The sequence below is a fragment of the Paraburkholderia aromaticivorans genome, assembly GCF_012689525.1.
Classification (GTDB): domain Bacteria; phylum Pseudomonadota; class Gammaproteobacteria; order Burkholderiales; family Burkholderiaceae; genus Paraburkholderia; species Paraburkholderia aromaticivorans_A.
Genome location: NZ_CP051516.1, coordinates 2,018,952 through 2,030,430 on the forward strand (window position 1 = coordinate 2,018,952; position 11,479 = coordinate 2,030,430).

Annotated in this window: 11 protein-coding genes; 10 read left to right on the plus strand and 1 reads right to left on the minus strand. The window is 60.8% G+C overall.

The features are described from left to right. Window positions 1-167 precede the first annotated feature (167 nt). The 10 genes from HF916_RS37190 to HF916_RS37235 all read left to right on the plus strand — a co-directional run bounded on the left by HF916_RS37190 (window position 168) and on the right by HF916_RS37235 (window position 10,932). The gene (locus HF916_RS37190) at window positions 168-1,181 is read left to right on the plus strand and encodes an Ldh family oxidoreductase (protein WP_168793754.1); all 1,014 of its coding nucleotides are present in this window, start codon (window positions 168-170) and stop codon (window positions 1,179-1,181) included. Window positions 1,182-1,422: 241 nt separating this feature from the next. Further along, window positions 1,423-2,037, plus strand: a complete 615-nt coding sequence (locus tag HF916_RS37195) for a porin (protein ID WP_240975827.1) — start codon at window positions 1,423-1,425, stop codon at window positions 2,035-2,037. Window positions 2,038-2,196: 159 nt separating this feature from the next. After that, on the plus strand, window positions 2,197-3,606 hold the full coding sequence (locus HF916_RS37200) for an MFS transporter (RefSeq protein ID WP_168793755.1): 1,410 nt from the start codon (window positions 2,197-2,199) through the stop codon (window positions 3,604-3,606). Between the two features lie 33 nt (window positions 3,607-3,639). Then, entirely contained in the window at window positions 3,640-4,161 is a 522-nt protein-coding gene (locus HF916_RS37205) for a GAF domain-containing protein (RefSeq protein ID WP_240975828.1), read from the plus strand. A 162-nt stretch (window positions 4,162-4,323) separates the two neighbouring features. Continuing rightward, window positions 4,324-5,472 (plus strand): branched-chain amino acid ABC transporter substrate-binding protein, encoded by a 1,149-nt coding sequence (locus HF916_RS37210; RefSeq protein ID WP_168793756.1) that lies wholly within the window; start codon window positions 4,324-4,326, stop codon window positions 5,470-5,472. A gap of 60 nt (window positions 5,473-5,532) precedes the next feature. Beyond that, the gene (locus HF916_RS37215) at window positions 5,533-6,807 is read left to right on the plus strand and encodes an NAD(P)/FAD-dependent oxidoreductase (protein ID WP_168793757.1); all 1,275 of its coding nucleotides are present in this window, start codon (window positions 5,533-5,535) and stop codon (window positions 6,805-6,807) included. A gap of 73 nt (window positions 6,808-6,880) precedes the next feature. After that, complete coding sequence (locus HF916_RS37220) at window positions 6,881-7,783, plus strand: dihydrodipicolinate synthase family protein (RefSeq protein ID WP_168793758.1); 903 nt, start codon at window positions 6,881-6,883, stop codon at window positions 7,781-7,783. Between the two features lie 57 nt (window positions 7,784-7,840). Further along, the gene (locus HF916_RS37225; RefSeq protein ID WP_168793759.1) at window positions 7,841-8,839 is read left to right on the plus strand and encodes a 4-hydroxyproline epimerase; all 999 of its coding nucleotides are present in this window, start codon (window positions 7,841-7,843) and stop codon (window positions 8,837-8,839) included. A 46-nt stretch (window positions 8,840-8,885) separates the two neighbouring features. Beyond that, window positions 8,886-10,121: a metal-dependent hydrolase family protein gene (locus HF916_RS37230; protein WP_168793760.1), complete on the plus strand. Its 1,236-nt coding sequence runs from the start codon at window positions 8,886-8,888 to the stop codon at window positions 10,119-10,121. Window positions 10,122-10,209: 88 nt separating this feature from the next. Then, entirely contained in the window at window positions 10,210-10,932 is a 723-nt protein-coding gene (locus HF916_RS37235; RefSeq protein ID WP_168795772.1) for a GntR family transcriptional regulator, read from the plus strand. A gap of 68 nt (window positions 10,933-11,000) precedes the next feature. Here HF916_RS37235 and HF916_RS37240 read toward each other — a convergent pair whose 3' ends face one another. Beyond that, window positions 11,001-11,471 carry an aconitase X swivel domain-containing protein gene (locus HF916_RS37240; protein WP_168793761.1) on the minus strand — a complete coding sequence of 157 codons (471 nt, stop codon included), beginning with the start codon at window positions 11,469-11,471 and terminating at the stop codon, window positions 11,001-11,003. Between the last annotated feature and the right edge of the window lie 8 nt (window positions 11,472-11,479).

Consider the following 11,479-nt stretch of genomic DNA (forward strand, 5'->3'; position numbering starts at 1 on the left):
GTTCCCAAAAGGGACGTGGCCTTTTTCACTTCCACAGTCTGGTTTCTTAGACGCATTCCGCTGCGCGCTCAAGTGCGGCCGGTTCGCCACGCGTCTTCGTTTGACTCCGCTAGCCGCAGCAGACTATCCTTAATCCGTGAATATTGTATCCAAAAAAGGGTTCATAAATGGATAAGGTACATCTGTCTCTCGACGAGGTCAGCGCGTTGTCCCTGCGAGTACTGACGTCCAATGGAATGGCCGAAGATCACGCTCGCGCCATCGCGCGGGTGATCACGGCAGGTCAACGGGATGAGTGTCACTCGCACGGAATTTATCGTCTGCTTGTCTGCGTCAGATCTCTTCGGGAAGGCAAACTCGTGGGCGATGCAAGGCCGCAGGTCAGTGAGCTTTCGCCCGCGATTGTTCGTGTCGATGCCGGCTTCGGATATTCACAGCTCGCCTTCGAACTGGGCAGCAAGGTTCTCGTCGAAAAGGCGCGGAGCGTGGGCATCGCGGCACTCTCGATCAACAACTGCTTCCACTTTTCGGCTCTGTGGCCCGAGGTGGAGGCCATCGCGAGCGAGGGACTCGCCGCGATAGCGATGACCCCAAGTCATAGCTGGGTCGCCCCGGCGGGCGGCACCAAGCCGGTATTCGGAACCAACCCGATCGCCTTTGCGTGGCCTCGGGCAGGCAAGTTTCCATTCGTTTTCGATTTTGCGACAAGCGCGATCGCCCGCGGCGACATCGAGTTGCACAGAAGAACCGGCAAGGAAATCCCCCTCGGCTGGGCCGTCGACGAGGCGGGGCAGCCGACGACGGATCCGGCTGCAGCGATGAAAGGTGCCATGCTCACGTTCGGCGGCCATAAAGGGTCGGCCCTGTCGGCGATGGTCGAACTGCTTGCCGGCCCTCTGCTTGGGGATCTGACCAGCCTCGAATCGCAGAAATTCGATGAAGGTGTGGGTGCCACGCCCTGCCATGGCGAACTTGTGCTCGCCTTCAATCCGGACATGTTCGCGGCGGGCAAGCGCACGGAAGGCGACAGGTACGCCGAAGCGATGTTCGACGCGATTGCCGGGCAGGGCGCGCGGCTGCCGTCGCAACGGCGATTCGAGGCAAGGGTTCGAAGCGAAGCAAACGGCATCGAAGTCGATGCCCAGCTCTACGCCGACGTCAAGGCGCTGATCCGCGACTAACGGCGGATTTGTAGTCGCGTTCAGCATGTTCGGGCAGTTCCCGCCATAGGCGCACGCCCGAGCTTCACAGCATCAACTGAAACGCTGTGGGAACTGCTTGACCGGTTCAATGGCATTCTGGCCACGCATGCAGCAGACGTCGATAACGTCTGGGGCAACTACTCGCTGAGCAATTCGATCAAGTACATCTCGCCGACATACGATGGTTTGAAACTGTCGGGGCTTTTTCAGCCTGGGCGGCGTGGCAGGGGACTTCTCCAACGGCAAAAAAGAGGCGATCAGCCTCAGCTACGCGAACAACGCGCTCAGCGCCAGCGCTGTATTTTCGCGAATCGACAACCCCGCGACGTCCATCTACGATGCGACGGTTAACCCCGTGGCCGGCGGCACGTTCGTGGACCCGATCACCAATCCGACGTACAGCGGGTACACGTCGGCCCGGACTCTGCAGGTGGCGGGCGCCGGCATCAACTACCGTATCGGTGCGGCGCTGCTGGGGTTCACCTACACGAATACCCGTTTTGAAGACGTGGTGCGGACGTCGTCGACGCCGTTTTCGGGCACGGCGACCTTCAATAACTATGAGGCGCTGGCAACCTGCAACGTCACGCCGGCACTTCTGCTGGGCGTCTCATACGACTATACGAAGGCTGAGTCGGCGAAATATTTGCAGCTCAACGTGGGCACCCAGTACAGCCTGTCGCGGCGCACGTTGCTCTATGCGACGACCTCCTGGGAGCGGGCGACAGGCATCGATTCGACGGGCAAGTCTGCCGTCGCCGCATTGTCCTTTCTGACGCCGTCGTCCACGACTAGTCAGGTCGCCGTCCGCGCGGGCATCCGCCATACGTTTTAAGGGTTTCCCGGTTCTGATCCCGTCTGCCGCGTCGCGGGCGACGGAAGCGCGCGCAGAGGTTTACCCGCCCTTGACGCTGGATTTTGGATACAGGATATTGTTATCGCACTTCGGTCCGGGCTTCCGGACTGGTCGATCCCTCCTTGCGGGAGCAACTACATGTCACCGATTGCAGCCCGGCTCGAACGCCTTCCGTTCAGCCGTTTCCACTTCAAGCTGCTCATCATGGGCGGTTTGGGCTTCATGTTCGAAGCCGTCGATGCCGCCATCATCGCGTTTATCCTGCCCGTTGTTCGTACCAAATGGCACCTGACGAGTTTCGAAACCGGGCTTCTCGGCAGCAGCACCTATGTTGGCTTTCTCGTCGGCGCGTTATTCGCCGGCCTGCTGGGCGACCGTTTCGGCCGCCGCGTCGTCATGATGTGGGCGCTGACCTTCTTCTGCGTGCTGACGTTTGCCAATGCGTTTGTGAACGACTGGCACACGTTCGCTCTGCTGCGAGCCATAGCCGGCATCGGCATGGGCGCCGAGGGCGCGATCATCGCGCCGTTCCTGGTGGAGTTCGTCAGTAACCGCTATCGGGGTGCCTTCACCGGCGCGCTGGCCGGCTTCTTCTCGTTCGGTTTCGTGGCTGCGGCGCTGATCGGCTACTTCGTGATCCCGTTGAACCCGGAAGGCTGGCGTATCGCGCTGGTGATCGTTTCCGTGCCTGTCGTCGTGCTGCTCTGGTGGCGGCGTTCGCTGCACGAGTCGCCGCGGTGGCTGGAGATTCGGGGCCGCCATGCTGAAGCCGAAGCCGTGGTGTCCGATATCGAGCGGCAGATCGAACGCACAGGCGTAACGCTGCCTCCCGTCGTGCCTGTGACAGGCGCTGCCGCGAGCTATGAACACTCGGGTTCCTTCTTTGGAAACCTGAAGCTGCTGTGGAAGCCGCCTCTTGCAAAGACGACGTTGATGACCTGGTGTCTGTGGCTGTCGGTGACGTTCTGCTCGTACGCATTCTTCGTCTGGATTCCCGGCCTGCTCGTTCAGCATGGCATGACCATTACGAAGAGCTTCTCCGTCTCGATCCTGATCTACCTCGCGCAGATTCCGGGTTACTACTCGTCGGCGTATTTTTGCGAAAAATTGGGACGCAAGACAACGATCGTCACGTACATGGGACTGGCTTGCGTCGCAGGTATCTGGCTGGCCAATGCGGGCAGCGACACCTTGATCGTCCTTGCTTCGATCTTTATGTCCTTCGCGATGAACGGCGTCAACGCGGGCGAGTATGCCTATACCCCTGAAGTGTTCCCGACGCATCTGCGTGCGACGGGGATGGGCACGGCTTCGGCGTTCGGCCGTATCGGCGCGATCTGTTCACCCATGCTGGTGGGCTACATTTACCCGTTGTGGGGTTTTGCCGGCGTGTTTGGCATGACCACGGTCATTCTGCTGATCGGCGCGCTCGCCGTGATTTTCCTGGGCGTCTCGACGACCGGGAAGACGCTTGAACAAATTTCCGAGGAAGAGTACGGCTCAATGCGTCCCGGCGCGCAAGGCGCCGCGCTTCGAACCGCGAAATAAGGAGTTTTCGTGACGAACACAAATCGCGCACATATGTTTCAGGCGATCGAGCGTCTAGCCGAGATTCAACAGAAAGATGGCAACGCCGACATCGTGTGGTCCGAGTTCGAGCGCTCCCTTACGGAGGTATTCGGCCAGCGACTCTTCACGGTGCTGGCGTATGACGAGGCGTCGAGCCGCTTGGGGCGTCTGCATAGCAACCGCCTCGATATCAATCCGGTAGGCGGCCTCAAGCGGGTCACACAAAGCCCTTGGTCGGACCATGTTCTTCGCCGCGGTGAGATCTTTGTCGGCTCAACGCGCGAAGATATCAAGGCCGTGTTTTCGGAGTACGAGGTGTTGTGGTCGATCGGGTGTGAAAGCGTGCTGAACATCCCCGTGCGCAAGAACGGCGTCACGTTGGGCACCATGAATCTGCTTGGAGACGCCGGGCTGTATGACCATGCTGATATCGGACTGGCGCTGGTGTTCGCACAACTGGCGGTTTCGCCGCTCGAAGATCAGGTTCAAAGGCTGCGCGGGCTCGAGGATCCTGACTTCATGGAACAGGTGTAGGACCAGGGGCGGGGCGGCAGTCACCGCGCTCCGCCAATTTTTCGGACGCATTTGACAGACCCGCTGAAGGGGCGCATCATACGCAGAACATTTGTATATTGGATCCAATATAATGTTCTCGACGCTCTCAACGCGGCTTTTCCGGGTAGTAAGGAGACTGGTATGAAAGTTCGCACGACCGCATTGGCAGCCGCTGCTTCGGGATTCCTCGCGCTGTCCCTCGGCGCCGCCCAGGCCGCCGAAACACAAACGGTCAAGTTGGGCCTGGCTGCTCCGATGACAGGCGCGCAGGCGCAGTACGGCAAGGATTTTGAATCGGGCGTGCAACTCGCCATCGACGACTTCAATGCCACGAAGCCCAAGGTCGACGGCAAGGAAACGAAGTTCATACTGGAGGCGCTCGACGACCAGGCCGACCCGAAGACGGGCACGGTCGTCGCCCAGAAGCTGGTCGATGACGGCATCAAGGGCATGCTCGGCCACTTCAATTCCGGGGTGACGATCCCCGCTTCGGCGATCTACTCACACGCGGGCATTCCGCAGATTTCGACGGCAACCGCGCCCGCCTATACGCGTCAGGGTTTCAAGACTACGTTCCGGATGATGACGTCGGATACGCAGCAGGGCAGCGTGATGGGCAAGTACGTCGTCGAGACGCTGCACGCGAAGCGCATTGCAATCATCGATGACCGCACGGCATACGGCCAGGGTCTTGCGGAGCAGTTCGAGACGGCGGTGAAGGCGGCTGGCGGCAACATCATCGATCATCAGTTCACGTCCGACAAGGCCGTCGACTTCAAGGCGATTCTGACCGGCATCAAGTCGAAGAATCCCGATTTCATCTACTACGCAGGAGCCGATGCGCAGTCCGCACCGCTGGTGAAGCAGGCGCGCTCGCTGGCAATGAAGGCAACGTTTGCTTCGGGTGAAATGTCGAAGACGGAAGACTTTATCAAGATCGCCGGATCGGCAGCGGATGGCGCGATTGTCTCGCTCGCGGGACTGCCGCTCGACAGGATGCCAGGCGGCGCGGGCTTCACGCAACGCTACAAGAGCAAGTTCGGCGCTGAACCGACAACCTATGCGCCGTACACGTACGACGGCGCGATGGCCATGATGCAGGCCATGCAGAAAGCCAATTCGTCGGACCCGGCCGTCTACCTGCCGGTGCTCGCGAAGACCGACATGAAGGGTGTCACGAGTGAGCACTTCGCCTACGACAAGTTCGGCGATCTGCGTGACGCCATCATCACCGTCTACAAGTGTGAAAGCGGACAGTGGAAGCCGCTTACGGTACTCGGATCCAAGTAACTGACGCAACGGCGAACGGCAGGTCTGCTGTCCGCCCATGCAATACCTCCACTCACGGAAATGACCCAGCAAGCTCAAACCTCACGGACGACCCCCGAGGTCGTGGTTATCGGTAGCGGAATCGTCGGTCTTGCCTGCGCGTGGTCCGCGCTGCGCGACGGCGCGACCGTCACCATCATCGACCGCGACTTCGAAGGCGACCGTACGTCGCACGGAAACGCGGGCGGTATCGCCGTGACGGAGAGCACGCCCATTTCAGTGAACGGCTTGTACATGAAGGCGCTGAAGTGGCTGTTCGATCCGCTGGGGCCGCTGGCGCTCGACTGGAAACATGTGCCGGCCGCGTTGCCCTGGTTCATGGAGTTTCAGCGCTCAGGCAACAAGGACCGTTTCCGCGAAATCTCGCTGGCTCTCGCCAGGCTGAACAACCGTGTCTACGACGACATCGTCCCGATGTTCGAGGACATCGGAGCGATGGACAGCTTCTATCGCCGCGGCGCATTGACGGTCTACGAGACCGACGAAGCCTTCGCCGCGGATCAGCATGAGTGGGAATTCAAGCGGGATCTGGGCGTGCGCTGGCACGCCATGTCGGCCGACGAAGTTCGCGACTGCGAGCCGTCTCTCGCGCCGGTTTTCCGCCACGGTGTATTTCTCGACGACTGGTCGCACATCGGTGACCCGAAGCGTCTCGTGACTCAGCTGCGTGAGCGCGTGAAGCAACTCGGCGCTACTTTTGTCGTCGGCACCGTGAAGGCGCTTGATCTCGCCGACGCGCTCGCGCCAGCAGCGGTCACCGAGACCGGTGAACGGGTGAAGGGGCGCCGCCTCGTCGTGGCGACGGGTGCGTGGTCCGCCGCGCTGGCCGGATCGATCGGCGACCGCGTCCTGCTGGACAGCGAGCGCGGTTACAACACGACGCTTCCCGCGCATGGCATCAGCCTGTCGCGCGAAGTGATTTTTGCCGAGCGCAAGTTTGTCGCCACCCCGCTTGATATCGGCGTGCGCATTGGCGGTGCGGCGGAGTTCGCCGGCCTCAAGGCGCCGCCAAACTACAAGCGCAGTGACGCGCTGCTCGCGCTCGGCAAGCGCTTCCTGCCCGGCATCAACGACAAGGGCGCAGTGAAGTGGATGGGACACCGGCCTGCCACACCGGATTCGTTGCCCGTCATTGGGCGGTCGCCACGCACACCGTCCGTCATTTATGCGTTCGGCCACGGTCATCTTGGGCTGACGCAATCGGCAACGACAGGTGCGCTGGTTGCGGACCTGCTTGCCAATCGAACACCCGGAATCGGTCTCGAGCCGTACTCGATCAGCCGCTTCCGGAATTAACGGGGCCCCGTGACCTCGATCGACCCGCGGGACATCCCGCCTCTGATTATCATTTTTTTGGAAAGGTGTAGCCATGCAAGTCAACTGGAAAGGTGTGTTCCCCGCTGTCACCACGAAGCTGAAGGACGACGGTTCCCTTGATCGCGACGCGATCAAGGCAGGTCTGAATCGCCTCATCGAGAACGGCGTCGGTGGCGTCGTCATGATGGGCATGGTCGGTGAGAACGCCCAGCTCACGCCGGAAGAGAAGCGCACAGTGATCAGGCTTGCTGTCGAGACCGTGAACGGCCGCGTGCCGGTAATTGCCGGTCTCGCCGAAACCAATACGGCAAGCGCGGTCCAGTACGCGAAGGAAGCGGAGGCGCTCGGCGTTCAGGGTCTGATGGTTTTCCCGGGACTGACGTACAAGTCCGACGCGCGCGAAACTGTCGCCTTCTATAAGACGATCGCGCAAGCGTCGAAGCTGTCGATCCTGCTCTATAACAACCCGCGCGGCTACGGCGTGGACCTCACGCCGGACCTCGTGGCGAAATTGCTGGAAGAGCCGACGATCGAAGCCATCAAGGAAGAGTCGTATGACACGACGCGCGTCACGGATCTGATTGGCCGGTTCGGCGATCGGCTTGCGGTCGTGTGCGGTGTCGACGATCTGGTGCTCGAGTCGGCGGCGTTGGGCGTGAAGTGCTGGGTCTCGGGCATGGCTAACGCCGTGCCGAAGGAATCGGTTGAACTGCTGAATCTGGCGGTTGCCGGCGACTATGAATCGGCCCGCAAGCTGTACCGTGTACTGATCGACCTGTTCCACCTGGATACGCACGTGAAGCTCGTTCAGTACATCAAGCTGGCGGAGAACATCACGGCGGGCTACCCGGAAACCGTCAAGGCTCCGCGACTGAAACTCGAAGGCGAAGAACGCGAGAAGGTCGTTGCGATCGTGGAGAAGACGCTCGCCGACGTGCGCGGCCTGTCGAAGTAATGCGGATGGGCCTGGACCGGGCTACTTTTTGCAGGTCATTCTGGATGGAGCAGGGCTATGAAATCGACGTTCTTTTGCATCGACGGACATACTTGTGGCAATCCGGTCCGCGTCGTCGCAGTAGGTGCACCGCGGCTGGAAGGCGCGAACATGATCGAGCGGCGCGCGCATTTCGAGCGCGAGTTCGACTGGATCCGGACATCGCTCATGTTCGAACCTCGGGGCCATGAAGTGATGTCGGGCAGTATCCTTTATCCGCCGACCCGTCCCGATTGTGACGTTGCCATTCTGTTTATCGAGGTGAGCGGCTGTCTGCCCATGTGCGGTCACGGCACCATCGGGACGGTGACAACAGCCATCGAACACGGTCTGGTGCGTCCGCGTGAACCCGGTGTGCTGCATCTGGACACGCCAGCCGGTCTCGTGGTTGCGCGCTACAAGATGGACGGAGACAACGTCGATTCCGTGCAGCTCATCAATGTTCCGTCATTCCTTCACTCCACGGACCTGACGGTCGACGTCGAGGGGCTCGGCGAAATCCGCTTCGATGTCGCCTACGGCGGAAATTTCTATGCGATCGTCGAACCGCAGAAAAACTTCGGTGGCCTCCACACGCTCAAGCCTTCGGATATCCAGCGTCTGAGTCCGATCCTGCGTCAGAAAGCGAACGAGAAGTATCAGTTTGTTCACCCCGAAAAGGCAGAGATCCGTGGTCTAAGCCACGTGATGTGGACAGGTGAACCGACGGTCGAAGGTGCAAACGCACGCAATGCGGTGTTCTACGGTGACAAGGCCATCGACAGGTCACCCTGCGGCACGGGGACTTCCGCCCGGATGGCACAGCTGGTCGGCAAGGGCAAACTCAAGATCGGTGAGCGTTTTGTTCACGAAAGCATTATCGGCACGCTTTTCAATGGTGTTCCGGAAGAAGCGACCCGGGTCGGTGAATTCGACGCGATTATTCCGAGCATCGAAGGGTGGGCGCGGGTGACCGGACACAACACGATCTTTGTCGACGACCGTGATCCGCTCGCCAAAGGCTTTTTGCTGAAGTGATCTACCGCGGCCCGCGGGCCGCTCAACAATCCGTTGAGGAATCGAAATGTTGATCCTGAAAAACGCACGTGTCCTGGACGTGAATCACGAAAACGACACGGCCCGCTATTCGATTGTCGTGGACGGGGAGGTCATCAAGGAAGTGACCCGCGAGCCGGTGTCGACAGATGGCGCGCAGGTGATCGATGTCGGGGGCAAGACAGTCATGCCCGGCATGATCGATTGCCATGCGCACGTCATTGCCTCGGTGGCGCACCTTGGGAACAATGGGCGTTTGCCGAATACCTTTGCCGTCTTGCGGGCCGTGCCGATCCTGAGCGGCATGCTCAACCGGGGCTTCACGACCGTGCGGGACGCGGGCGGCGCCGACTACGCGCTCTCGCGCGCCATCGAGGAAGGCGTGATCGCCGGGCCGCGGTTATTCGTGGCCGGCAAGGCACTCTCACAAACGGGAGGCCACGGCGACTTTCGCGAGCGCTTCGACAACTCCGATCCCGACCCTTGTGGCTGCCATCGTAACCTCGGGGCGATCGGACGGATCGTCGACGGCGTGGACGACGTGCGCAAGGCCGTGCGAGAAGAGATGCGCGCTGGCGCGCACCACATCAAGATCATGGCGTCGGGTGGCGTTGCGTCGCCGACGGATCCGATCGGCAATCTGCAGTTTTCCGTCGACGAGATCAAGGCTGTCGTCGAGGAAGCCACGTCGCATCAGACCTATGTCATGGCACATGCCTACACCGGCAAAGCGATCGCTCGCGCCGTGAAGCTCGGCGTGCGTACGATCGAGCACGGCAACCTGATCGACGACGAGGCGGCGGCCGTCATGGCGGAGTTTGGCGCGTTTGCGGTGCCGACGCTCGTCACCTATGACGCGATGAACAAGGTCGGTGCCAAAGCCGGTGTAGCGGAAAGCGCGCTGGCGAAAAACGAGAACGTTCGTATCCAGGGCCTGAGGGCACTTGAGCTTCTCAAACGCAACGGAGTGAAAATGGGTCTCGGCACCGATCTGCTGGGCGACATGCATCAGTATCAAAGCGATGAACTGACGATCCGTTCGGCCCTTCTCGGTGCTTTCGAGACGATCTGTCAGGCCACCGCCGTGGGTGCCGAGATCGTCGGGCAGGAGGGCCGTCTGGGCGTCGTGTCCGCGGGCGCCTTCGCTGATCTGCTGATAGTCGATGGTGATCCGCTAACGGACATCAGTGCCCTGACCGGGCAAGGTGAGCGCATCGCCGGCGTGATGAAGAACGGCGCGTGGGTACGGCAGACGTTGCAGTGACGCAGCGCCGCTCATTGGATTTTGTATCCGAAAGCCGGAGGCGTGATAGCATGTTCACTGTATCCTGAATCCTCCATTGAACCTGACCATGCCACCGGTAGCCGCCAAACGTCGTACCAAAGAGGCCCCCGCGACGAGCGAAGCGATCGCGGACGAAAGCACGCGAAAAATCGTCCGGCCAACTACGGTCGAACTCGTCACCACGGCGGTTCGGCAGCGAATCCTGAGCGGCGACCTGGCACCGGGTGAAGTATTGCGGCAGGAGGCGCTCGCCGAGGAACTCGGCGTCAGCCGTGTTCCTATCCGCGAGGCTATCACCCGCCTGACGGCCGAGGGGCTGCTGATCAATGTGCCGCACAAGGGTGCGTATGTCGCCGAGTTGTCGATCGACGAGGTGAAGGAGACCTTCGACATTCGGTTGCGTCTTGAACCGTGGATATTTTCGGAAGCTATTCCGCGCATCACCGAGGCCGAGATGGGCAAGGCGGAGCGGCTCGTCAAGGAAATGGACAAGGCGGACTCGGGAGTGTGGGGGCAACTGAACTGGCGTTTGCACGAAACGCTCTATCTGCCTGCGCAGCGGGATATCACGCTGCAGTTGTTGCGGGTGCTGCATGACCGCTGCGATCGGTATTTCCGTTTTCAGGCCGTCCAGGTGCCGATCCGAGAACAGTCGCATGACGAACACATGGCGTTGGTCGAGGCATGCAGGAAACGCGACGCGAAGCTCGGAGCCAAACTGCTGGAGCAACACGTCAAGACGGCTGCGCACCAGATCATGTCCGTTGTCGAGGCGGTGGTGACACGCTGATTGCGCCGGCCGGTCGCTATCCGGGTTTCCAAACAGATTCCGTATGACCGGAACGCAGCGGAAAATCGCTACGCGTTGCGGCTTGCTTCGCGTTCACCGTCTGCGGCATAAATGCGCGCGGGCCGGTCAGCATCGCACGCATCGATCTCCAGCGTCGCGGTGAAAGACGTGATCTGCGCGAACACGTTTTCGTCGACGCTCACCACTGGCACGTTGAGGGCGTAGAGTTCATTGGCGGCAATCACACCAATGGCGAGAATCAGGTCGCGTTCCGCCAGGATGATGCCGCTCGGGCCCGTCCCATTGCGCAACGCTTCGGCCAGCACGCTGCTGCTGGAACTCGACCCGCGCGCTCGCGCCATCACGAGTATCCGGCCTTTCAGGCTTTGTCCGTAACCGGAATGGGTCTTGTCGATGATCATCCCGCTTTCGGCGTCGTAGCCGCCCCAAAAACTCAAGGGAGGCAACGCGATTGCAAGGCCGCTTGCCCGGCCCGGAACGAGTACTTGCCCGGCGAGCACGGTAGTGGGCGAAATCATGGTCGTCG